At 72.7% G+C, this 23,815-nt stretch carries 17 protein-coding genes; 5 read left to right on the top strand and 12 right to left on the bottom strand.

The features are described from left to right. Window positions 1-17: 17 nt before the first annotated feature. The 8 genes from ACFPCY_RS04560 to ACFPCY_RS04525 all read right to left on the bottom strand — a co-directional run bounded on the left by ACFPCY_RS04560 (window position 18) and on the right by ACFPCY_RS04525 (window position 10,228). Window positions 18-1,613, bottom strand: a complete 1,596-nt coding sequence (locus ACFPCY_RS04560) for a dipeptide ABC transporter ATP-binding protein (RefSeq protein ID WP_378252270.1) — start codon at window positions 1,611-1,613, stop codon at window positions 18-20. Then, window positions 1,610-2,599, bottom strand: a complete 990-nt coding sequence (locus ACFPCY_RS04555; RefSeq protein ID WP_378252269.1) for an ABC transporter permease — start codon at window positions 2,597-2,599, stop codon at window positions 1,610-1,612. Before ACFPCY_RS04555 ends, ACFPCY_RS04560 begins: the two co-directional genes overlap by 4 nt. A 97-nt stretch (window positions 2,600-2,696) precedes the next feature. Next, window positions 2,697-3,638, bottom strand: coding sequence for an ABC transporter permease (locus ACFPCY_RS04550; protein WP_378252268.1), 942 nt, complete (start codon window positions 3,636-3,638; stop codon window positions 2,697-2,699). A gap of 10 nt (window positions 3,639-3,648) precedes the next feature. Then, window positions 3,649-5,349, bottom strand: coding sequence for an ABC transporter substrate-binding protein (locus ACFPCY_RS04545; protein ID WP_378252267.1), 1,701 nt, complete (start codon window positions 5,347-5,349; stop codon window positions 3,649-3,651). A 181-nt stretch (window positions 5,350-5,530) separates the two neighbouring features. Further along, a complete protein-coding gene (locus ACFPCY_RS04540; protein ID WP_378252266.1) occupies window positions 5,531-5,992 on the bottom strand; it encodes a GtrA family protein in 462 nt (153 codons plus the stop codon). Between the two features lie 58 nt (window positions 5,993-6,050). Further along, window positions 6,051-7,436 (bottom strand): MFS transporter, encoded by a 1,386-nt coding sequence (locus ACFPCY_RS04535; RefSeq protein WP_378252265.1) that lies wholly within the window; start codon window positions 7,434-7,436, stop codon window positions 6,051-6,053. A 142-nt stretch (window positions 7,437-7,578) separates the two neighbouring features. Further along, window positions 7,579-8,805 carry an NAD(P)/FAD-dependent oxidoreductase gene (locus ACFPCY_RS04530; protein ID WP_378252264.1) on the bottom strand — a complete coding sequence of 409 codons (1,227 nt, stop codon included), beginning with the start codon at window positions 8,803-8,805 and terminating at the stop codon, window positions 7,579-7,581. 49 nt (window positions 8,806-8,854) lie between these two features. Then, entirely contained in the window at window positions 8,855-10,228 is a 1,374-nt protein-coding gene (locus tag ACFPCY_RS04525; protein ID WP_378252263.1) for a deoxyguanosinetriphosphate triphosphohydrolase, read from the bottom strand. A 105-nt stretch (window positions 10,229-10,333) separates the two neighbouring features. Between ACFPCY_RS04525 and ACFPCY_RS04520 the strand changes: the two genes are divergently transcribed. Continuing rightward, window positions 10,334-12,019, top strand: coding sequence for a M48 family metallopeptidase (locus ACFPCY_RS04520; protein ID WP_378252262.1), 1,686 nt, complete (start codon window positions 10,334-10,336; stop codon window positions 12,017-12,019). A 10-nt stretch (window positions 12,020-12,029) separates the two neighbouring features. Here the strand turns inward: ACFPCY_RS04520 and ACFPCY_RS04515 are convergent, their stop codons facing one another. Together ACFPCY_RS04515 and ppdK are read right to left on the bottom strand one after the other, a co-directional pair. Next, window positions 12,030-12,863, bottom strand: coding sequence for a YdcF family protein (locus ACFPCY_RS04515; protein WP_378252261.1), 834 nt, complete (start codon window positions 12,861-12,863; stop codon window positions 12,030-12,032). Window positions 12,864-12,953: 90 nt separating this feature from the next. Next, complete coding sequence (gene ppdK / locus ACFPCY_RS04510) at window positions 12,954-15,644, bottom strand: pyruvate, phosphate dikinase (protein WP_378252260.1); 2,691 nt, start codon at window positions 15,642-15,644, stop codon at window positions 12,954-12,956. A gap of 326 nt (window positions 15,645-15,970) precedes the next feature. Here ppdK and ACFPCY_RS04505 point away from each other — a divergent pair, with 326 nt between their 5' ends. Next, a complete protein-coding gene (locus ACFPCY_RS04505; RefSeq protein WP_378252259.1) occupies window positions 15,971-17,857 on the top strand; it encodes a glycoside hydrolase family 15 protein in 1,887 nt (628 codons plus the stop codon). 285 nt (window positions 17,858-18,142) lie between these two features. Further along, window positions 18,143-18,829, top strand: a complete 687-nt coding sequence (locus ACFPCY_RS04500; protein WP_378252258.1) for a hypothetical protein — start codon at window positions 18,143-18,145, stop codon at window positions 18,827-18,829. 200 nt (window positions 18,830-19,029) lie between these two features. Here the strand turns inward: ACFPCY_RS04500 and ACFPCY_RS04495 are convergent, their stop codons facing one another. Beyond that, window positions 19,030-20,418 carry a glycine--tRNA ligase gene (locus tag ACFPCY_RS04495; RefSeq protein ID WP_378252257.1) on the bottom strand — a complete coding sequence of 463 codons (1,389 nt, stop codon included), beginning with the start codon at window positions 20,416-20,418 and terminating at the stop codon, window positions 19,030-19,032. Between the two features lie 212 nt (window positions 20,419-20,630). Then, window positions 20,631-22,313 (bottom strand): glycoside hydrolase domain-containing protein, encoded by a 1,683-nt coding sequence (locus ACFPCY_RS04490; protein WP_378252256.1) that lies wholly within the window; start codon window positions 22,311-22,313, stop codon window positions 20,631-20,633. Between the two features lie 137 nt (window positions 22,314-22,450). On the opposite strand from ACFPCY_RS04490, the gene ACFPCY_RS04485 reads away from it, so the two are divergent. Further along, a complete protein-coding gene (locus ACFPCY_RS04485; RefSeq protein ID WP_378252255.1) occupies window positions 22,451-22,729 on the top strand; it encodes an antibiotic biosynthesis monooxygenase family protein in 279 nt (92 codons plus the stop codon). A 173-nt stretch (window positions 22,730-22,902) separates the two neighbouring features. After that, the gene (locus ACFPCY_RS04480; RefSeq protein ID WP_378252583.1) at window positions 22,903-23,814 is read left to right on the top strand and encodes a metal ABC transporter substrate-binding protein; all 912 of its coding nucleotides are present in this window, start codon (window positions 22,903-22,905) and stop codon (window positions 23,812-23,814) included. Window position 23,815: the final 1 nt, after the last annotated feature.

Genomic DNA, 23,815 nt, shown 5'->3' with positions numbered 1-23,815 from the left:
CACCCCACTTCCGCTCGTTAGGGAACGGGGTCCAGGGCGATCAGTTTGGGGACGGCGGCTAGGAGTTCGCGCGTGTAGGGGGCCTTGGGACAGGTGTAGACCGTGTCGACGTCGCCGATCTCGACGACGCGTCCGGCGCGCATGACCGCCACGCGGTCGCTGACCTGGCGGACGACGGCGAGGTCGTGCGAGACGAACAGCAGGGACAGGTCGCGTTCGGCGCGGAGTTCGGCGAGCAGGGCGAGGATCTGGGCCTGCGTCGAGACGTCCAGGGACGTGACGGGCTCGTCGCAGACCAGCAGGCGCGGGCCGGGCGCGAGCGCGCGGGCGATGCCGGCGCGCTGGCGCTGCCCGCCGGAGAACTCGTGCGGGTAGGCGTCGTAGCGGTCCGGGTCGAGGCCGACGCGGTCCATCAGGTCGCGCGCGGTGCGCTCGGCGCCGGGCTCGCCGAGGACGCGCAACGGGTCGGCGATGCTGTCGCCGACCGTGCGGCGCGGGTTGAGGGAGGCCAGGGGGTCCTGGAACACCATCTGCAGGTCGCGGCGCAGCGGGCGCAGTTCGCGGGCCGTGAGCCCGGTGACGTCGCGTCCGGCGAACTCGATCCGCCCCGAGGACGGCGCGAGCAGGCGGACGATCAGGCGCGCGAGGGTCGTCTTGCCGCTGCCGCTCTCCCCCACGACACCGAGCGCCTCGCCGGGCGCGATCTCCAGTGACACGCCGTCCACGGCCGGGACGGACCGCCTCCGCAGCGGAGGCCCCGACCGGAACTCCCGGCGCAGGTCGGTGACGCGGAGCAGCGGTTCCCGCGTCCCTTCCGAGGGCTTCGCCGTTTCGGCGCGCGGGCCGTCCAGCCGGGGGACGGATTGGAGGAGGGCCCGCGTGTAGGCGTCCGACGGCGCGCGCAGGACGGACGCGACCGGCCCCTGCTCGACCGCGCGTCCGGCGTGCATGACCAGGACGTCGTCGGACGTCTCGGCGACGACGCCGAAGTCGTGGCTGACCAGGAGCAGCGCCATGCCGGTGGCGTCGCGCAGCTCGTCCAGCAGGGCGAGGAGCCGGGCCTGGACGGTGACGTCGAGCGCGGTCGTCGGCTCGTCGGCGACCAGGACGCGCGGTTCGAGGGCGAGGGCCATCGCGATCAGCGCGCGCTGGACCATGCCGCCGGAGAACTCGTGCGGGTGGGCGCGGGCGCGGCGGGCGGCGTCCGGGATGCCGACGCGGTCCAGGACCTCGACGGCCTTCGCGGCGGCGGCGCGGCGGGTCGCGCCGGTGTGGACGCGGTAGACCTCGGCGATCTGGTCGCCGACGCGCAGGTGCGGGTCGAGGGACGAGAGCGGGTCCTGGAACACCATGGCGATCCGGCCGCCGCGCAGCCGCCGCAGCTCGGCGTCGGACGCGGCGAGCACGTCCGTGCCGTCCACCAGGATCTCGCCGGTGACGTCCGCGCCGACGTGCAGCCGGGCCAGGGCGAGCGCGAGGCTGCTCTTCCCGGAGCCGGACTCGCCGACGACGCCGAGCGCGCGGCCGGCCTCCAGGTCGAAGGAGACGCCGCCGACCGCCTCGCGGTCGCCGAACCGGACCCGCAGGTCGCGGACCGAAAGGACGGGGGTCATGCGAGTTTCGCTCTCGGGTCGATGGCGGCGTGCAGGAGGTCCGCGACGGTGTTGGCGAGCACGACGGCGGTCCCGGCGAGCAGCGTCACGCCGGTGATGACGGGCAGGTCCACGCTGGTGGTGGCCTCGACGGCCAGCTTGCCGATGCCGGGCAGGCCGAACATGCTCTCGGTGAGCATCGCGGACACGATGATCGTGGCGAGCTCGACGGCGGTGATGGTGGCGACGGGGGCGAGCGCGCCGCGCAGGGCGTGCCGCCGGACGATCTGCCGCTCGGGCACGCCGTACGCCCGGAACGTCCGGATGTGGTCCTCAGCGAGGGTCTCCAGGGTGCCCGCGCGGGTGATCCGCGCGAACAGCGCCGCCTCGATGAGCGCGAGCGAGCACCACGGCAGGACGAGGTTGCGCGCCCATTCGGCCGGGTTCTCGGTCAGCGGGACGTAGCTCGGGAACGGCAGCACCTTCAGCCAGGCGCAGAACACCAGCAGCAGGATCAGCCCGATCAGGAACACCGGCGTCGAGAAGCCGAGCAGCGTCACGCCCGTGAGCAGGCGCTCCACGAACGTCCCGCGCCGCAGCGCCGACAGCAGGCCCGCGCCGACACCGAGCAGCAGCGCCAGGACGAGCGCTCCGAGCGTGAGCGACGCCGACACCGGCAGCCGGTCCAGCAGCAGGCTCGTCACCGGCTGGTCGGACTGGAAGGAGTAGCCGAGGCAGGGCGCGGCGCAGTGGCTCACGTCCGGCCCGGACGAGTAGTCGCGGCCGGCGACCAGGCCCTCCAGGAAGTGCCAGTACTGGAGGTACACGGCCTGGTCGAGACCGAGCTTGTGCCGGGTGACGACGAGCTGGTCGGGTCCGCAGCGCTTGCCGCACGCCAGCACGGCCGGGTCGCCGGGCATCAGGTAGAACAGCCCGTACACGATCGCCGACATGACGAGCAGCACCGCGACGGTCGCGAGGACGCGCCGGATCAGGAACCAGATCACGCGCCCGTCCTTCCAGGGCCGGTGCCGAGGCCGGGGACGGAGCCAGTGACGGGGACGGCCCGCGGACGCGGCCTCGAATGCGCTCTCACATGCGGTCTCATACGCGGATGCTCCGGGGGTCCAGGGCGCGGCGGACGCCGTCGGCGAACAGGGCGAAGGCCAGCAGGGTGACCAGCAGCAGGCCGCCCGGGATCAGCACGTACGCCGGATCGGTCCGGAACCAGGTCGTGGAGGTGGAGAGCATCTGCCCCCAGGACGGCGTCGGCGGCCGGACGCCCGCGCCGAGGAACGACAGGCCCGCCTCGCTGACGATGTTGCTCGGGACCTTGAGCGCGGCGAGCACCATGACGGGGGTGGCGAGGCCGGGCAGGATCTCGCGCAGCGCGATCCGCAGGGGTCCGGCTCCGGCGAGGCGCGCGGCGTCCACGTACTCGCGGGTGCGCAGCGACAACGCCTGGGCGCGCGTCACGCGGGCGACGTTGCCCCAGTTCACGGCCGTGATCGCGAGCGCGACCAGGACCGGCCTCGGCACCGACGGCGGGACGATCGCCATCAGCGCGAGTGCCAGCAGCAGCGACGGGAACGCGATCGCGATCTCGATCGCGCGGCTGGACACCGCGTCCAGGCGCCGTCCGCCGAGCCCGGCGGCGAGCCCGACCGCGATGCCGATCACCAGCTCCAGGACGGTCGCGGCGAGCGCCACGCCGAGCGAGACGCGCGCGCCGTAGACGACGCGGGCGAACACGTCCCGGCCGGTGCCGGGTTCGACGCCGAGCCAGTGGTCGGCGCTGATCCCGCCGAGCGAGCCGTGCGGGACGCCGCCGCGCGCCGAGTCGAGCAGCTGGCTGTGGAAGGTGGCCGGGTCCTGGCCCTCCAGGGCGGTGAGCAGCGGCGCGGCGAGCGCGACGAGGACCAGCAGGCCGACCAGGACGAGTGCGGCGAGGGCGGAGCGGTCGGCGCGCAGCCGCCGCCAGGCCCCGACGCGCCGGGCCGGAGGGGCGTCCGGCCCGGCGGCGGGTTCGGTGTCGAGCAGGGTCACGGCCGCGCGGTCACTTCACCGAGACGGACGAGACGTCGTACCAGCCGCGCCACTCGTCCACGTAGGTGTTCTTCACGCCCTTGCCGAACAGCGCGACGGTCTTCGGGTGGTACAGCGGGACGACCAGGGCCTGCCTGCCGATGGCGGCGTCCAGCGCGCCCCAGCGCGGCGCGGCCTGCGCGGGGTCGGTGATCGTGTTGATCCGGTCGATCTCGCTGTTCACCGCCGGGTCGTTCAGCTGCGCGAGGTTGAAGTTGCCGCCGCTGGTGAGGATCTGCCGTCCGTCGAAGATCGGGATGAGGAACGGACCGCCGGCGGGCCAGTCCGCGCCCCAGGTCTGGAGGCTGAGCGCGGGCTGCGTGGCGGGCTTGCCGGAGATGTCGCGGTAGTCGTCGTCGCTGAACGACTTCGGCTTCACGGTGATCCCGGCCTGCTTCAGCGCGTCCTGGATCGCGGGCGCGACCTTCGGGCCGATGCCGTCGGTGTCGGCGTTCGGGTAGGCGAGCTCGACGGTGAGGCCGTTGCCGTACCCGGCCTGGGCGAGCAGCTCCTTGGCCTTGGCCGGGTTCCCGGTCGCGCCCGCCGGGAAGTAGTCGTACGGCTGCTGGCCGAACGCCTTGCCGTCCGGCAGGAACGTGGTCGCCGGGGACGCCAGCTCGCTGCCGCCGATCGCGTTGACGACCGACTGCCGGTTCACCGCGTACGCGACGGCCTGCCGGACCCGCGGGTCGTTGAACGGCTTCTTCGTGGTGTCGAACGCCAGGTACTTGGTCTCGCCGAACACGCCGCGCGCGACGCGCTTGGCGAGGTTCGGGTCGCCGCCGATGCGGGCGAGCTGCTCCGGCCCGACGGACGTGTCGGTCGTGATCGCCTTCGCGTCCGCGCCGGTGCCGCCGGCCAGCCGCTGGTTGATCACGGTGGCGTCCAGGCCGGAGGTGACCTCGATCCGGTCCGGGCAGGCGAGCCGCTGGTCGTCCACGGCCCGCGACCACGACGGGTTCCGGACGAGCACCAGCTTCTTTCCGACCTCGTACTTCTCGACCCGGTACGGGCCGCTGGAGACGGGCGCGTTCTGGTACCTGACGCCGGTGTCCTTGGCCTTCGGGACGGGCGCGAACTGGGTCGCCGTCGCCAGGTAGGGGAAGTCGCCGTGCGGCGCGCGGAGCCGGAAGATGATCGTCTTGTCGTCCGGGGTCTCGATCGACTTCAGGTCGCCGCCCTTGTAGGGGCCCTTGTAGCCGGTGCCGTCCACGAGCCAGTCGTGCAGGTAGGGCGCGCCGCCGGGCAGGTCCGGCGAGAACGAGCGCTCGATGCCGTACTTGACGTCCTTGGACGTGATGGGGGTGCCGTCCTCGAACTTCAGGCCGTCCCGCAGCGTGTACTTCCAGGTCCTGGCGTTGTCGCCGGGGGTGCCGAGGTCGGTGGCGAGGTCCGGGGCGGGCTTGGTGCCGTCCTGGCCGGGGACGCGCTTGCGGGTGGTGAGCGTCCGGTAGACCAGGGACGGCAGCGCGCCGCCGCCCGAGGTGTAGAGGGTGGCCGGGTCGAACTTGCCGAGCCCGCCCTGGTTCAGCACGGTCAGCGTGCCGCCCCGGCAGGTCTTCGGGTCGAACGCCGCGTCGCCGCCGGAGCCGGAGTCCCCGCCGCAGCCGGCCACGGCGGACGTGGCCGCCAGCAGCGCGGATCCCAGCAGGACGAACGGTCGCAGCCTCATGGGTGGTGCCTCTTTCCCGACGTGCGCCCTCGGGGGTTCGGGGCGCGCGGCATGACCGTAACCGGCGTCCCGGCGTTTCGCAACTTTCCCTACCTTTTTAGTAGAGTTAGCCCGCGGGAAAACCCCTCCCGGCGCTCCGGAAGGGGTTCGAGGACGGCCGAGGCGCCCGGCGGGACCGGGGTCAGGCGGTCGCGGGGGTGAACACCCACTTGCGGTACGACCAGTAGCGGAACCACGAGCCGAGGCCGAGGCCGGCGAGCAGGCCGAGGTTGTAGGCGATGCCGCCGTGCAGGTGCAGCGAGTAGTAGACGAAGCCCGTGCACAGCACCTGGATCAGCATGCCGATGCCGTTGAGGGCGAAGAAGACGAAGAACTCGCGGCCGGAGCCGTCGCTGTCGCGGTGCCGGAACGTCCAGTACCGGTTGGCGACGTAAGACGTCACGGTCGACACGAGCGTCGGGATGACCACGCTCGTCACCGGGGAACCGCCGAGCCAGGCCCGCAGCAGGTTCGCGCCGCCGATCGTGATCACCGTGCCGACGAACCCCACGAAGCCGAAACTGAGCAGTTCGCTCAGGAACGGCCGGTAGGGACGCACGGCCAGGGCCACTTTCGCGGGCCTTGACCGCTGCAAGGTGCTCACTTGCCGGAACATTACCCGACCGGCCCCGCTGAGGTGCGGAGACGGTGATCACAGAAGGTCAACGATCGGCGGCCCGGGTCGCCCCCGCGAGCAGGACGATCATGCCCGACAGCGCCGCCGGGACGGCCAGCGCCCACGGCAGCCCGACCGCCTGCGCGATGAGTCCGATCACCGGAGGCCCGCCCAGCAGGCCGAGGTAGCCGATCGCGGTCACGCGGGCGATGCCGTGCGCGGCCGGAATCCCCGGCAGGTTGCCCGCCGCGCTGAACGTGACCGGCGCCACGACGGCGACGCCGAAACCGAACAACGTGAATCCGGTGACAGCCGCCCACGGCGCGCCCACCGCGAGCCCGCCGCCGAGCCCCGCGCAGGCCACCAGCGACCCGATGCGCAGCACCCGGACGGCCCCGAACCGTCCGACCACGCGGTCCCCCGCGAGCCGTCCGATGGTCATGGCGACCGCGCATCCGGCGTACCCCAGCCCCGCGAACCCGGCTCCGGCCCCGAGCGACTCCTTCAGGTAGACCGCGCTCCAGTCCGCCATCGCCCCCTCCCCGACGAAGGAGCAGAGCCCGATCACCCCGAGCAGAGCCAGCAACATCCCGGCCCCCATCCCGCTGGACGCCGCCGCACCCGAACCCCCGCCGCCGGGTGACGCCGCACCGGAACCCGGGCGCCCGGACGCCGCCACAGCCCCGTGCTCAGACGAGGCCGCGCTCGCACCGCCTCCCCCGGACGAGGCGGTGCCCGAGACGGAGGCGGTCTCGCCTGGCCCGGCTTCCGGATTCTCGATGTCGGCGGGCTCCGGCTCGGCAAGTGGGGCGGAGAGCGCGGTGGGGGCGGGTTCCTCGTCGAGATGCTCGCTGGAACGGTCCAGGAGGGTGCGCGCGCCGACCAGGAGCAGGGTCGCGAACAGGACGCCCAGCACGGTCAGGTGGACGGCCACGGGCACGTGGGCGTGCGCGGCGGCGGACCCGACGACCGCCGCCACCAGCGTCCCGATGCTGTACACCCCGTGCAGCCCGGACATGATCGGACGCCCGTACCCGCGCTCGACCGCGACGCCCTGCGCGTTCATGGCGACGTCCATCAGGCCGAGGGACGCGCCCAGCAGGACCAGCGCGCCGACCAGCATCGGCAGGTTCACCGAGAGGCCGAGCGCCACCGGGGCCAGCGCCGCCGACGTCCCCGCCACGAGCACGGTCGCCCGGCTGCCGAAGCGCGCGACCGCCGGTCCCGCGACGCGGGTGGCGAGCACGACGCCGATCGGCGATCCCAGCAGGGCCAGCCCGAGCGTCCCCGCGCTGAGCCCGAGGTGCTCCTTGATCTGCGGGATCCGCGCCACCCACGCCGCGGCGGCGAGCCCGTGCACGAGGAACGCGACGGTCACCGCGCGCCGCGCGGAACGCAGGCCGGGCAGGACGGCGGAGGCGAGTGCGGTCACCCCCACACCTTATGACCAAGATCATCCGATCCGCCCCGTCCGCACCGCCCGATTTCCGGGCACCGCGCCACCCGAATTCCGGGCGCACCGCCCGAACTCCGGGCGCGCGCCGCCCGAATTCCGGGCGCGCCGAGGGGGCGGCTCAGGCCAGCTCGGCGAGCGGGGTCTTGGGGTCGGTGAGGCGCGCGGGATCGGGGCGGACCGCCCCGGCGATGAGGCGGCGGAGGTCGTCGGTGACGTCCCAGACGTTGACGTTCATGGCGGCCACCACGCGGCCCGCGTCGAGCCAGAAGGCGATGAACTCCAGGGAATCGACCTCCCCCCGATAGACGATCTCGTCGTAGTCGCCGGGTGACGCCAGCCCCGACATCTCCATGCTGAGCTCGTACTGGTCGGTGAAGAAGTACGGCAGCGAACTGTGGACGACGTCCTGCCCGAGCATGGCGCGCGCCGCCACCTGGCCTCCGTCCAGGGCGTTCGCCCAGTGCTCCACGCGGACCCGCCGTCCCAGCACCGGGTGGTAGAAGGCGGCCACGTCGCCGGCGGCGTAGATGTCCGGGTCGGACGTGCGGAGGCTCGCGTCCACGAGGACGCCGTCGGAGACCTCCAGGCCCGCGTCGTCGGCGAGGTCGGTGTTCGGGCGCGCCCCGATGCCGACGATCACCACGTCCGCCGGGATCTCCGCGCCGCCGGACGTCACGACCGCCGACACCTGACCCGCGCCCCAGAAACCGGCCACGCCCTGGTCGAAGCGGAGGTTCACGCCGTGCCTGCGGTGCAGGTCGGCGAACACGCCGCCGATCTCCGGGCCGACGTGCCGGTGCAGCGGACACGGGTCGGGCTCGATCACCGTGACGTCGTTGCCGTAGGTGCGGGCCGCCGCCGCCGTCTCCAGCCCGATCCAGCCCGCCCCGGCGACCACGACGCGCCGTCCGCCCGGCGACAGCGCCTCGCGCAGGACCGCCGCGTCCTGCAGCGTCCGCAGGTAGTGGATGCCCTGGAGCTTGGCGCCCGGCACGGCCAGCCGGCGCGGCGACGCGCCCGTGGCCAGCAGCAGCCGGTCGTACCTGAGGCGCTCGCCGCTCGCCAGGACGGCCTCGTGCGCGGCGCGGTCCAGCGACGTCGCCGCCGTCCCCACGCGCAGCTCCACCCGGTGCGCCTCGTACCACTCCGCCGAATGGACGTGCGCCGACTCCCGCGAGTCGTTCCCCAGCAGGAACCCCTTCGACAGGGGCGGACGCTCGTACGGCCGCTCGACCTCCTCGCCGACCAGCACGACCCTGCCCTCGAAGCCCTCCTGCCGCAGCGTCTCCGCGGCCTTGGCTCCGGCGAGGCTCGCTCCGACGATGACGAACGTCTCCAGGGGCATGGCAGGGCCTCCTCGCGTGGGCTTGCGGACACGGGCCGTCCCTACCTCACTACGCCGACTCCCTGTTCGAGACAAGGGCGCGGTGCCGGGCCACGGCCGAGGTGTCGGTGAGCGAGGCGATCTGGTCCACGACCGCGCGCAGCCGTCCGGCGTCGTCGGACGCGGCCTCGAACGCCTCGCGGAAGATCGGGTCCAGGGTGCCGGGCGCCCCGGCCGCCATCCGGTCCCCCAGCTCCATGATCAGCTCGCGCTGGCGGGCGCGCTCGGTCTCGTGGCTGATCCACACGTGGTGCGCGGTGATGCCCTTGAGGACGGCGCACTCCAGCCGCTGCGCGCGCGGGACGATCAGGTCGGCCGCGTACCGGGTGAGCGGACGGTCCCCGTAGGCGGCGCGCGTCTCCCGCTCGGCCGCGACGCAGAACCGTCCGATCAGGGAACTGGTCAGGTTCTTCAGCGCGGCGAGCGTGCGCATGGAGCCGTCGTATCGGTCCGGCCAGTACGGCTCGGCGAGCAGGTCCGTGAAGCGCTCCTCCAGCTCGGCCACGTCCGCGACGACCGGTTCGACACCGCGTTCGGCCTCGCCGTCCGTGACGCCGCCCGTCACCCGATCCGCGGGACCCGCCGCCGCGCGTCCGGCGCCGCCGCCCATGCCGCGTTTCGGCGCGGACGGAGTGCCCTTGCAGTACAGCTTGGCGGCCGTCTCGCACACGAGGCGCCGCTCGGCGGGATCGGCGAGCAGGGCGAAGTCGATGTGCCCGGCGACCAGCGCGTCCTCCAGGTCGTGGACGGAGTAGGCGACGTCGTCGGCCCAGTCCATGACCTGCGCCTCGAAGCAGGCGCGGCCCTCGGGGGCGCCCTCGCGCACCCAGCGCGCGTACTCGACGTCGTCGGGGTAGATGCCGTACTTGCCGTTGACGGCGTCCGACTGTGGCCACGGATACTTCATCGCGGCGTCGAGCGCCGCGCGGGTCAGGTTCAGGCCGACGCTGGAGCCGTCCGGGGCGAAGGACTTCGGTTCCAGCCTGGTCAGGACGCGCAGGCTCTGGGCGTTGCCCTCGAAGCCGCCGCACCCGGCGGCGACGACGTCCAGCGCGGCCTCGCCGTTGTGGCCGAACGGCGGATGGCCGATGTCGTGCGACAGGCACGCGGTCTCGACCAGGTCGGGATCGCAGCCCAGGGACCGGCCGAGCTCCCGCCCGACCTGGGCGCACTCCAGCGAGTGGGTCAGCCGCGTGCGGAGGATCTGCAGGTTGCCGGACGGTTCGGGCTCGCCCGGCGAGGCGACCTGCGTCTTGGCGGCGAGCCGGCGCAGCGCCGCGCTGTGCAGCACCCGCGCCCGGTCGCGTTCGAAAGCGGTACGGTCGCGGCGCTTGGGCGGCTCGGGGGCCCGGCGCGCGCGGTCACTGTCGATGTATACGCTCATCTCCTCCCAGCGTACGCACCAGACCCGAGATCCCGCCGAAGCAAACAACTCCCCCACATCACCAAGGCCAGGGAAAATGACCACCAGGCTGCCAGGGTCCGGCACATGACCACCACGCTGCGCGCCGTGCTCGCGCTCACCCTCCTCGCCGGCTTCTACGTCCTCGTCGGGCTCGTCATCGCGGTGACCGTCGCCGCCGACGCGCTCTTCCTGACCCATCCGTCGCACCTCGCCGCGCTCAAGGGCGTGATCGTGCTGACCGTGGCGGCGCTCGCGCTGCTGCGCGCGCTGTTCATGGTCGGCCGCAAGCAGGACGGCGCGGACGACTACGGCCGGATCGTCGGCCCGGACGAGGAGCCGGAGCTCTGGCGCGAGGTCACCGCCCTCGCCGCGGCCGTCGGCACCGCGCCGCCGGACGAGATCCGGATCGTCCCGGACGTGAACGCCGCCGTCATGGAGGAGACGTCCTGGCTCGGCCTGCGGGCCAAGCGCCGCCGGATGTTCGTCGGGCTGCCGCTGCTCAGCCTGCTGACCCGGTCGGAGCTGGCGTCGGTCCTCGGGCACGAGCTGGGGCACTACAGCGGCTCGCACACCCGGCTCGGCCAGCCGACCTACCGGGGGCGCGTGGCGCTCGTCCGGACGATCGGCGGGCTCGGCAACCACCCCTTCGTCCAGCGGCTGTTCATCTGGTACGCCAAGCTGTACTTCCGGATCTCCGAGGCGGTGTCCCGGCGGCAGGAGCTGGAGGCGGACGAGTTCGCCGTGCGGATCGCGGGCCGGCGCGCCGCGTCCGAGGCGCTCACGAAGGTGCACATCGCGGGCGCGGCCTGGCAGGCGTACGGGTCGGAGTACCTGCCGATGATCGGCGCGGCCAAGGCCCGCCCGACCGAGCTGTACGGGGGCCTGCGCCGCCTGCTGGACGGCCAGCGCGAGCGGTTCCTGAACGAGGCGAACAGCGCCGAGACGTCCGCGTACGACTCCCACCCGAGCCTGCCGGACCGGCTCGCCGCGATCGCCCGGCTGCCCGAGAGCCCCGTCCGCGTGGACGACCGGTCGGCGTGGACGGTGCTGCGCGATCCCGCCGGGGCCGAGCGCGCCATCGAGGCGGAGCTCTGGTCGGAGGAGGCGCGCGCGCTGCCCGCCGTCCCCTGGGAGGAGCTGACCGCCCGCGCGCTGTACAACGCGGGCAACGCCGAGGCCGTCAGCGACCTGCTGGTGGCCGCGCAGCGGATCAACGGCGCGCCGGCGCCGACGCTCGGCGGAGCGTTCGCCGCCGTGTCCGCGGGACGCTTCGCCGAACTCGCCGCCGGGCTGCGCCGGCTCGGCTGGCAAGGCACCGGCGATGACCGCGCCTTGGTCGAGAACGTGCTGGTCCGCGCGGTGCAGGGCGTGCTGGTGGAGACCGGCAAGGCGCGCTGGGTCCTGTCCTGGCAGGGCCCCGCCACGCTGCGGGACGCGTCCGGCGCGGAGGTGGACGTCAAGGACCTCGTCGCCCGCGTCGTCGCGAACCCCGCCGCGTCCGGCGAGCTGCGCGCGTTCCTGGAGCACTACGGCGTCCCGGCCGAACACCAGCCCGCGTTCCTGGCCGCCCAGCAGTCCCCGCCCGTCCAACCCGCGCCCGTCCAGCCCGCCCCCGCACACGCTCAGCCCCCGCAAGGCCAGCCCTCCCCCGCGCAAGGCCAGCACGCGCAAGGCCAGCACGCGCAGGGCCAGCACGCGCAGGGCCAGCACGCGCAAGGTCGGGAGTTCCCTTCGCAGCCGCCCTTCCCGCAGGCGCCCGCGCCTCGCTAGGACGGGCCCGTCAGTGCTTCGGCGGGGTGGCCGGCGTGCCGGAGTTGTCCGGGACGACGCTCTTGATGGTCTCGTCCGGCGTGTGGACGCTCTTGCCGAACAGGACGTAGGAGAGGTACCCGCCGGTCTCGCGGACGATGTAGTGGAACTGGGTGTCACGGGTCTGGACGCTCGGGCCGCTGCGCGTCGGCGAGCCGGCGGGGTCGATGCCGTTGTCGGACGCCATCCGCTTGGCGCGCAGCTCGTGCCACGGGTCGGTGACGATCACGCCCGAGTGCAGGCCGAGCCGCCGGTACTCGGCGCCGACGGCCTTGAGGCTCTGCAGCGTGTCGCGGCCGACCGGGACGGAGATCACCTTGTCGGCCGGGAGGCCGCCCTCCCGGATCAGCCAGCGGCGGCCGGAGTCGGCCTCGGTGAAGTTGTCGCCGGGGGCCTTGCCGCCGACCGTGACGATGCGCGGCGCGACGCCGTGCCGGTAGAGGTCCAGGGCGTGCTGGAGCCGCCACTTGAGGGTCGGCGACGGGACGCCGTTGTACTGCGCCGCGCCCAGCACGATGATCGCGTCCGAGCGGGGCCGCTCGTCCTGCCGGGCCTGGTACCAGACCCGGAAACCGACCGCGAGCGGGGTCAGCACGGCGATGCCGAGGAGCGCGCCGACGACCCCGACCGTGATCACGAACCAGCGCGGCCGGGGCGGCCTGCGACGCCCGCGCCCGCGCCTGCGCCCGGTTCCGCCCTCGCGCCCGCGTCCGTCCTCGCGTCCGGCCCGCTCTTCGGGGGCCTCGGCCTCGTCCACCGGTTCGGTCTCCGGCTCGTTCTCCGGCACGTCCAGTTCCATCGTCATCGCACCTGACACGCTAGTTAGACGACGGCGGAGACGCGAACGGTTCGCCCGGCCCGCCCGGTAATAAACCCGGACGGACCGGACACAAAATCACCGGCTGTCGCTGCCCCCGGAGGCGATCGCGGCGCGCCCGGCCTCCAACCGCGCGACCGGGACGCGGAACGGCGAGCAGGACACGTAGTCGAGCCCGACCTCGTGGCAGAAGTGCACCGAGTCCGGGTCGCCGCCGTGCTCTCCGCAGATGCCGAGCTTCAGCCCCGGACGCGTCGCGCGCCCCTCCTCGGCGGCGATGCGGACGAGCCGCCCCACGCCCTCGCGGTCCAGCGTCTCGAACGGCGACACCCCGAAGATGCCCAGTTCGAGGTAGCGGGAGAAGAACGCGGCCTCCACGTCGTCCCGGGAGAAGCCCCAGGTCATCTGCGTGAGGTCGTTGGTGCCGAAGGAGAAGAACTCGGCGGCCTCGGCGATCTGCCCGGCGGTGAGCGCGGCCCGCGGGACCTCGATCATGGTGCCGATCAGCGCCGGGACGTCCACGCCGGTGTCCTCGGCGACCGCCTTCAGGATGCCCTCGGCCTCCTCGCGGACGGCCTCCAGCTCCTGCACCGCGCCGACGAGCGGGATCATGATCTCCGGGCGCGGGTCGCCGCCGGCGGACCGGCGCGCGGCGGCCGCCTCGGCGATCGCCCGGACCTGCATCCCGAAAAGCCCTGGAATCGCCAAACCGAGCCGCACTCCGCGCAGTCCGAGCATAGGGTTCTGCTCGTGCAGGCGGGTGACGGCCTCCAGCAGGCGGCGGTCCTGCGGATCGGCGTCCGCACCGGCCAGGGCCACCTTCACCGACAGCTCGGTGAGGTCGGGGAGGAACTCGTGCAGCGGGGGGTCGATGAGCCGGATCGTGACCGGCAGCCCGTCCATGGCCTCGAAGATCCCTTCGAAGTCCGCGCGCTGCAGCGGCTCCAGGGCGTCGAGGGCGTCCTGCCGCTCCTCGCCGGTCTCGGCGAGGATCAGCTTCTCGACGAGCTGCCGCCGGTCGCCGAGGAACATGTGCTCGGTCCGGCACAGGCCGATGCCCTGCGCGCCGAACCGGCGGGCGCGCGCGGCGTCCTCGGGGTTGTCGGCGTTCGCGCGGACGCTCATCCGGGCCCTGGCGTCCGCGTGAGCCATGACGCGGTCCACGGCGGTCACCAGCTCGTCGCCCTCGGACGGGGCGAGCCGCCCCTCGAAGTACTGGACGACCGGCGAGTCCTCGACCGGCACCTCGCCGAGGTAGACCAGGCCGCTGGTGCCGTCGATGGAGATCACGTCGCCCTCGGAGACGACGGTGCCGCCCGGCGCGGTGAACCGGCCGGCCTTGACGTCCACGTCGAGCTCCTCGGCGCCGCAGACGCAGGTCTTGCCCATGCCGCGGGCGACGACGGCGGCGTGCGAGGTCTTGCCGCCGCGGGAGGTGAGCACGCCGCGCGCGGCGACCATGCCCGCCAGGTCGTCGGGGTTGGTCTCGCGCCGGACGAGGATGACGTCCTCGCCGCGCTCGGCGGCGGCGACGGCGGCGTCGCTGGTGAACACGGCCTTGCCGACGGCCGCGCCCGGGGACGCGTTCATGCCCTTGGTGAGCCTCTCGGCGTCCTTGGCGGCGGACGCGTCGAACCGCGGGAACATGAGCTGGGCGAGCTGGTCGCCGGTGATGCGGGAGGTGGCCTCGTCGTCGTCGATGAGCCCCTGGTCGAGCAGCTGGCAGGCGATGCGGAACGCCGCGGCGGCGGTCCGCTTGCCTACTCGGGTCTGGAGCATCCACAGCTTGCCGCGCTCGATCGTGAACTCGATGTCGCACATGTCGCGGTAGTGGTTCTCCAGCGTCTCCATGATCTGGAGCAGCTGGTCGTAGGAGCTCTTGTCGATGGCCTCCAGCTCGGTCAGCGGGACGGTGTTGCGGATGCCCGCCACGACGTCCTCGCCCTGCGCGTTCTGCAGGTAGTCGCCGTAGATGCCCTGGTGGCCGGACGCGGGGTCGCGGGTGAAGGCGACGCCGGTGCCGGAGTCCATGCCGAGGTTGCCGAAGACCATCGCGCAGACGTTCACGGCGGTGCCGAGGTCGACCGGGATGCGCTCCTGCCGCCGGTAGAGGACGGCGCGCGGGGCGTTCCAGGAGTCGAACACGGCGAGCATGGCCCGGTTCATCTGCTCGCGCGGGTCGGTCGGGAAGCCGTCGCCGGTCTCCCGCTCGACGATCTGCTTGAACGTGCCGACGAGGCCGCGGAAGTCCTCGGCGTCGAGGTCCACGTCGTTCGTCACGCCCTTGGCGCGCTTGGCGTCCTCGATGGCGTCCTCGAACAGGTCGCCGTCGATGTCGAGGACGGTCTTGCCGAACATCTGGATCAGCCGGCGGTAGGAGTCCCAGGCGAACCGCTCGTCGCCCGCCTGCGCCGCCAGGCCGGCCACGGACTCGTCGTTCAGCCCGATGTTGAGGACGGTCTCCATCATGCCCGGCATGGAGAACTTCGCCCCGGACCGGACGCTCACCAGGAGCGGGTCGTCCGGCTGGCCGAGCTTCTTGCCCATCGCGCTCTCCAGCGCGGCGAGGTGCTCGTCGATCTCGGTCTCGAGCCCCTCGGGGAGGGTGCCGTGCTCGAGGTAGTGCCGGCAGGACTCGGTGGTGATCGTGAAGCCGGGCGGCACGGGCAGCCCGAGATTCGTCATCTCGGCCAGGTTGGCGCCCTTGCCTCCCAGCAGATCCTTGAGGTCCTTGTTGCCCTCAGTGAAGTCGTACACGAACTTCGGCACGGGGAGCTCCTTCTCGCTCCGGGTTCCACCCAACGACAGGGCGGGGTCTCCCCCGCCCGTGGCGCCCGCGACATGGTGCAAGATCGCGTTTGTCCAGGCAGTAGAAGCTTCGCCCTGTTTGCGGGGACTGTACCCGCGGAGGCGCCGCTCGCTCGCCGCCCGCCGCCCCCGGGGGCGTTTTCGCAGGTCAGCACCGCTGTAATGGCCTATACCAATGACGACATGCCAGACCTCTCCGGTGGGGAATCCCACGGCCGCACCGGCCCGGCCCATGGCCGGGCCATTGCCGAGAGGAGGGAATGATGGATCACAGAGGAGGTGAGGCCGTGAGGCCGAAGGTCGCCGGTGGTCGGGCGGGAGAGCCGTTCGCTCCGATCGCCGACTACGGGTTCCTGTCGGACTGCGAGACGACCGCGCTGGTCGCGCCCAGCGGGAACATCGAGTGGATGTGCCTGCCCAAGATGGACTCGCCCAGCGTGTTCGGCTCCATCCTGGATCGCGACGCGGGCTACTTCCGCGTCGGTCCGGCGGGCGTGGAGGTGCCCGCCGCGCAGCGGTACATCCCGGGCACGATGGTGATGGAGACCACGTGGTGGGTCCACGGGGGCTGGGTGGTGGTGACCGACGCCCTGCTCATGGGCCCCTGGCACCACGAGACCGAGCGGTCCCACACCCACCGCAGGGCCCCCACCGACTACGACGCCGACCACGTGCTGCTGCGCATGGTGCGCTGCGTCAACGGGCAGGCGCAGGTCCGGCTCGACTGCATGCCGGTGTTCGACTACGGCCAGACCCCGGCCCGCTGGGAGCACTCCGGCGTCGGCTACCACGAGGCCATCGCCCGCGGCAACGGCGTGGCGCTGCGGCTGACCACCGACATGAACGTGGGCTTCGAGGGCTCGCTCGCCACGTCCCGGACGCTGCTCAAGCAGGGCGACGCCCGGTTCGTCGCGCTGTCCTGGAGCGAGCACCAGCCTCCCACCACCTACGAGGAGGCCCAGGACCGGCTGGTCTGGACCGTCCACCACTGGCAGCACTGGCTGGACCGGGGCCGGTTCCCCGACCACCCGTGGCGCAGCCACCTGCAGCGCAGCGCGCTGACGCTGAAGGGGCTGACGTTCGCGCCGTCCGGGGCGGTCGCGGCGGCGGCGACCACCTCGCTCCCCGAGACGCCCGGCGGCGAGCGCAACTGGGACTACCGCTTCACCTGGATCCGCGACTCCACGATGGCCCTGTGGGCGTTCTACACGCTGGGCTACGACTGGGAGGCCAACGACTTCTTCTACTTCATCACCGACGTCGCCGAGGCCGCCGAGGGCAAGCTCCAGATCATGTACGGCCTGGACGGCCGGGAGGAGCTGCCCGAGGCCACGCTGGACCACCTGAGCGGCTACGACGGGGCCCGTCCCGTGCGCATCGGCAACGAGGCGTACGTGCAGAACCAGCACGACGTGTGGGGCGCGATCATCGGGTCGATCTACATGTTCGTGCGCAAGCGCGACCGGCTGGACGACCGGCTCTGGAAGATCGTCGTCAAGCAGGTCGAGGACGCCCTGGACAACTGGCGGCAGCCGGACGCCGGGATGTGGGAGGTGCGCGGCGAGCCGCAGCACTTCACCTCGTCCAAGGTGTTCTGCTGGGTCGCGGCCGACCGCGGCGCGCGGCTCGCCCGCATCCGCGGCGACCACGACCGGGCGCGGCGCTGGCAGGAGGCCGCCGACACGATCCACTCCGACGTCCTCGCGCACGCGCTGGACGACCGGGGCGTGTTCGTCGCGCACTACGGCGCCACCTCGCTGGACGCCTCGGCGCTGCTGATCCCCCTGCTGGGCTTCCTGCCGCCCGACGACAAGCGGGTGCGCGAGACGGTGCTCGCCATCGCCGACGAGCTGTCCGAGGACGACCTGGTGCTGCGGTACCGGGCGAGCGAGACCGACGACGGTTTCGACTCGGAGGAGGGCACCTTCACGATCTGCTCGTTCTGGCTGGTCAGCGCGCTGGTGATGATCGGTGAGCTGGAACGGGCCAAGGCCCTGTGCGAGAAGCTGCTGAGCTACGCGAGCCCGCTGCAGCTGTACGCCGAGGAGATCGACCCCCACACCGGACGGCACCTCGGCAACTTCCCGCAGGCGTTCACGCACCTCGCGCTGATCAACGCGGTGATGCAGGTGATCCAGGCCGAGCAGCGCGAGCAGGAGCCGCCGCTCGCCTGACCTCGGATCCCTGAGAACCGGCGGAAGGCCGGGGCGGACCTCGCGTCCGCCCCGGCCTTCGCTTTGTCCCGTGTAGGCGGGCGCGACCGGGGCCTGGGCCGCGGCCTGGCTGGACCGTTCAACGTACGTGTCACGAAAACGCCCAAACCCCTACCGTAACCCGGCGATGAACATGAAGGAATGTCACATTCCGGCCATAACAACCTCGGTCAGACTTCTTTTCGGGCGGCGGAGATGAAGTTACTTTCGCGTTGCCCACCCCGTAACCGGACAAAGGAGTATCCGGTGGCGCAAATCCGTACAACTTTCGCCTTGGGCGCGGCCGCGGCCGCGCTCGTCGTCGGCTCCGCCACGGCGGCGACGGCGGCCGGAACCGGCATCCACTCCGGGTCGGCGACCGGCCCCCTCTTCTCGGGCAACGTCAAGGGCTCGCTGCTCGGCACCGCCACGGTCAGCACCTCGCTGGGCGGCGGCTCCTGCAACCAGTCGACGATGCTCGGCTCGGTCAACTCCGACGGCACCAACCTGAAGATCGCCTCGGCGTCGTTCACCAACAACCCCGGCCCGGCCTGCCCGGGCGGCGGCGGCACCGTCGCCGTGACCGCGCAGAACCTGCCCTGGACCGGCGGCAACGTCACCTACGACGCGAGCCACACGGGCGGACGCGACGCCACCGTCACCATCGCCGGGTTCAAGGTGCGCGCCGACGCGAGCATCCTCGGCGGGATCACCTGCTACTACGGCGGCAGCGTGACCGGCAACGGCTACAACGCCAACAACGCCAACCGTCCCGACACCACCGTCGCGCAGGCGCAGATCAAGCTCAGCAACGCCACCGTCAACAAGATCTCCTCGGGCAGCAACTTCCTGTGCCCGTCCACCGCGACGGTGACCGCGGCCTACCAGCTCCAGGGCGAGAGCTCCCCCGGCTCGGGCAGCTACAGCCTCCAGCTGTGGGTGGCCGCCTCCTAGCCCGCGCCCGTCCCAGCCTTCCCGCCTCCGAGCCTTCAGCCGGCGCGTCCACCCCGCTCTCGTCCGCGGCGCGCCACGTGAAAGGGGCCGTCTCCCTCGGGAGACGGCCCCTTTCCCTGGCCTGCGGCTCGGTCCTGTCGTGCGACTCGGTCCGGCCGAGCGGCCCGGGCTGGCCGAGCGGCCCGGGCTGGCCGAGCGGCCTAGCAGCCGACGAGCTGCGCGGCGAGGAAGGACTCGACCTGGCTCAGCGAGATGCGCTCCTGGCTCATCGAGTCCCGCTCGCGGACGGTCACCGCGTCGTCCTCCAGCGTGTCGAAGTCGACGGTGACGCAGAACGGGGTGCCGATCTCGTCCTGGCGGCGGTAGCGGCGGCCGATCGCGCCCGCGTCGTCGAAGTCGACGTTCCAGTTCTTGCGGAGCCGCGCGGCCAGGTCGCGGGCCTTCGGCGACAGGTCGGCGTTCCGGGACAGCGGCAGCACCGCGACCTTCACCGGGGCGAGCCGCCGGTCGAGGCGCATGACGGTGCGCTTCTCCAGCTTGCCCTTGGCGTTCGGGGCCTCGTCCTCGGCGTAGGCGTCCATCATGAACGTCAGGGTGCAGCGGTCCACACCGGCCGCGGGCTCGATCACGTACGGGACGAACCGCTCGCCGGCCTCCTGGTCGAAGAACGACAGGTCCGTGCCGGACGCCTTCGCGTGCGTGGTCAGGTCGAAGTCGGTGCGGTTCGCGACGCCCTCCAGCTCGCCCCACTCCTTGCCGGAGAAGCCGAACCGGTACTCGATGTCGACCGTCCGCTTGGAGTAGTGGGACAGCTTGTCCGCCGGGTGCTCGAACAGCCGCAGGTTGTCCTTGCGGATGCCGAGGTCGGTGTACCAGGCGAACCGCTCGTCGATCCAGTACTGGTGCCACTCCTCGTCGCTGCCCGGCTTGACGAAGAACTCCATCTCCATCTGCTCGAACTCGCGGGTGCGGAAGATGAAGTTGCCCGGGGTGATCTCGTTGCGGAACGACTTGCCGATCTGGCCGATGCCGAACGGGATCTTGCGCCGGGCGGACTGCTGCACGTTCAGGTAGTTGATGAAGATGCCCTGCGCGGTCTCCGGACGCAGGTAGGCCAGGCCCGACTCGTCCTCGACCGCGCCGAGGTAGGTGCGGAGCATGCCGTTGAACATCTTCGGCTCGGTGAACGCGCCCTTGACGCCGCAGTTCGGGCAGGTGATGTCGGCCAGGCCGTTCGGCGGCTCCTGGCCGTGCTTCTCCTCGTACGCCTCGGTCAGGTGGTCGGCGCGGAAACGCTTGTGGCAGGACTGGCACTCGGTCAGCGGGTCGACGAACTCGCGGACGTGGCCGCTCGCCTCCCAGACCTCGCGGGCCAGGATCACCGACGAGTCGAGACCCACGACGTCGTCGCGGCCCTGCACCATCGACTTCCACCACTGCCGCTTGACGTTGTTCTTCAGCTCGACGCCGAGCGGGCCGTAGTCCCACGAGGCGCGCAGGCCGCCGTAGATCTCGCTGGACGGGAACACCAGGCCCCGTCGCTTGCTGAGATTGATGATCGTGTCCATCACGTCGGAACGGCGTGCCATGGTTTCTCCATCCGGCTGGCGGTCGGCGGGATTGTTCGTGACGCGCCCTGCCGCGCGGTGCGGAGGGCGACGAGCGTGATCCCCGTTGGTTCCGTGCTCAAGCTGCTGCGATGCTCACGGAGCGGTGCTCCGGGCAGCCCTCCCCAGCTTAGGGCACCGGTCACCGCGCCCGAACGGGATATCCCGCCGCCCGAGACCGGGTCGATACCCGGTCAATAGACCCGGCCGTCCACCGCGTCGCTGTCCACCGAGAGCGTCACGCCCCCGTGGGTCTCCTTGTGGCCGCCCCGGTACTGCTTGATCCGGTGGTGCGGAGGCCACCAGGAGTCGGAGAGCGAAGGGCTGCCGTAGACGTCCGTTTTACGGTCCCACTGGGCGTACCAGATCGAGCGCGGCTTGACGATGCCCTCCGCCCGGCCGAGGTCGCGGATGCCCGACCGGACGCTGCTGTAGACACCCGGGCGGTAGCCGCGTGCCGTCACGGACAGCGTCCACGCCTGGAGGAACTGCAGCACTGCCGTACGGCACCAGGCGTAGCGGGTGCGGTACCCCTCCAGGTCGTAGTAGATCGGCTTGTTCTTGGGGATGCCGAGCGCGCGCGCACGAGCGACGGCGTCGGCCGCTGCGGCGCGGGCGGCCTTCTCGGGCTTCTTGCGGTCGAAGCGCGCCTTGTGCCGGGTGCACGGGGCCTGCGGGCCCACGTACGTGGGGATCAGCCGGTATCCCATCGTCCGGACGGCCTTGACCCAGCTGGCGTCCAGGTTCGGCTGGGCGCACCCGCGCGAGATCCCGCCGATGTAGATGTTCGTGACCGCGTACGTGTCGCGCCACGCCCGCATGGCCTTGAGCGACGGCGCCGCGCACGCGTCGAATCCGGGGCCGGAGACCCAGCCGGGCTTCGCCGTGGCTCCCGTCGGTGCCGTGTCGTCGGTCGTCCCCGCCCCGTCGCTCTCGTCCCCCGGTCCTTCGCCCGGCTTTTCGGGCGGGCTGGTCGCGAGGGCCGCCTGACCGCCTGACGCCCGTTCCCGCGACGCTCGCTCCCCCGGCGCGCCGGGTTCGGACGGCGCCCCGCTGTCGGCGTACCGGTCGGTGGCGGGCAGGACGTACGCGGGACGCGGCGCGGGGTCGTGCGTCCACCCGGCCGGGGGCACCCACCGCTGCCCTGACGCCGGGGCAGGCGCCTGCTGCCCCGACGGGACCGGAGCAGGAGCCTGGTGCGCCGGTGGAGCCGGGGCAGGCGCCTGGTGCGCCGGTGGAGCCGGAGCGGGAGCCTGGGGCTTCGCCGGCGCCGGGTCGGGCGCCCAGGTGTCGCTGAGCCGGGTCGCCCGCAGGACGCCGCGCAGGTCGTCCGGGTGCTCCCCGTAGACGCCGGTGATCGTGACGCCCGCCTCCGGGAGCCGGACGCGGACGGTGCCGTCGTCCCGCGCGGGCAGGGCCAGCGTCGCCAGCTGGTCGGCCCGGACGGGGGCCTTGTGGCGGCCCATCGAGGGCGACGCGGACGGCGTCAACGGCCCGGACGGCTGGACCCACACGGCCTCGGCCCCGCCGATCACCCGCGCGGGGCAGGACGTCTGCTCCTGCGGCGTCCCGAGGTAGATCGCGCGGCGGTCGAACCGGACGCACGCGCCGGGCTCGGCGTCCAGCCGATGCACCTCCCACCCCTGCGGGACCGGCACCCGCAGCCCGCGGTACGCCACCACGCGCCTCCCGCCGGGCGCGGCCTGCGCGGCGGACGGGTCGGTCCCCGGCGGCGTGACGCGCGGACCCGGCCGCACGCCGGCGGGCGCCGCGTGGGCGGTCACGGTGTGGGCCGCGGGCGCTTGCACGGCCGGCAGTGGCGCGGCGGTCAGCGGCGCGAGTCCGAGCACGGCGAACCGCGCGGTGGCTGGTCGCACGTCGTATCCCTCTCCCCCGGTGGACGCCCGATGATCACGGGCGCACGGTCTTCATGATCCGGCCGGGACGGGGCCGGGCAGCGGGACGCGCCGGGAATTACCCGATCTTTGGTTCGGCGTGCTGGGAGGATGGCGAGATGATCGCGATCACCCGGTTCCGCGTCCCGGCCGAGCGCGCCGAGAGCTTCGCCGCCGAGATGGCGGCCCTCCTGTCCGACCTCGCCGCCGGGACGGGCCACCGCGCCGGACGGCTCGCCCGTACCGTGGACGACCCGGAGCTGTGGGCGCTCATCACCGAGTGGGACGGCGCGGGCTTCTACCGCCGCGCGCTGGGCGCCCCCGCCGTCCGGACCCGGCTGATCCCGCTCGCGGCGATGGCGATCGACGAGCCGGGCGCCTACGAGGAGGTGCTCTAGGCCGCCGCCCTGCGCGACCCGCCCCGCGCGACCCGCCCCGCGCGACCCGACCAGCACGGCCCGGCCCGCCGCGTCCGGTGCGCCGGGTCCGGTGCGCCTGTTGCGTCCGCCACATCCGCGATGACGGTTTTGACAACCGTTTTCATTTTGTCCAGACTTGTGCTGTGTTCACGATGCGCTCCTCCTCGCTGCCCCTCGCGGCCGTCGCCCTCGCCGGCGCGCTCGGCCTGTCCGCCTGCGGCTCCGGCGACGCCGGAGGCGGCGGCCGGACCCGGGTCGTCGCGGGCTTCTACCCGATGGCGTGGCTGGCCCAGAAGATCGGCGGCGACCACGTGAAGGTCGAGACGCTGACCAGGCCGGGCGCCGAGCCGCACGACCTGGAGCTCACCCCCCGCCAGATCGCCGACGTGGAGGGCGCCGGGCTGACCCTGTACGTCCGGGGCGTCCAGCCCGCCGTGGACGACGCGGTGGCCAAGCGCGCCAAGCACAAGGCGTTCGACGCCGTGTCCGTCGTGAAGACCCTCCCCGCCCGCGACCTCGGCGAGGAGGAGGGCGGCCACCACACCGACTACGACCCGCACGTCTGGGTCGACCCCGGCCGCATGGCGGCCATCGCCAAGGGCGTCGGCGACCGGCTGGCGCAGGTCGATTCCAAGAACGCCGCCGGCTACAGGACCCGCACGGACGCGCTGGTGAAGCAGCTCGGCGATCTCGACGCGGCGTTCCAGACCGGCCTGAAGACCTGCAAGCGCCGGACGATCGTCACCTCGCACGCCGCGTTCGGGTACCTGGCCGACCACTACGGCCTCACCCAGGTCCCGATCGCGGGCGTGGACCCGAACGCCGAGCCGTCGCCGAAGCGGCTCGCGCAGCTGACCGACCAGGTGAGGCGGAGCGGCGCGACCACCGTCTTCACCGAGACGCTGGTCAGCCCCAAGGTCGCCGGCGCGCTGGCCCGGGAGGCCGGGGTGCGGACCGCCGTCCTCGATCCGGTCGAGGGAGTGAAGCCCGGCTCGTCCGACGACTACCTCTCGGTGCTGCGCCGCGACCTCGACACCCTCCGTCCCGCCCTGGAGTGCTCGTGAC

This window comes from Actinomadura gamaensis (assembly GCF_042652125.1).
In the GTDB taxonomy this organism is placed as follows: domain Bacteria; phylum Actinomycetota; class Actinomycetes; order Streptosporangiales; family Streptosporangiaceae; genus Spirillospora; species Spirillospora gamaensis.
Note: the sequence above shows the minus strand (reverse complement) of the source record. Positions and strands in the feature narration are given on the sequence as shown.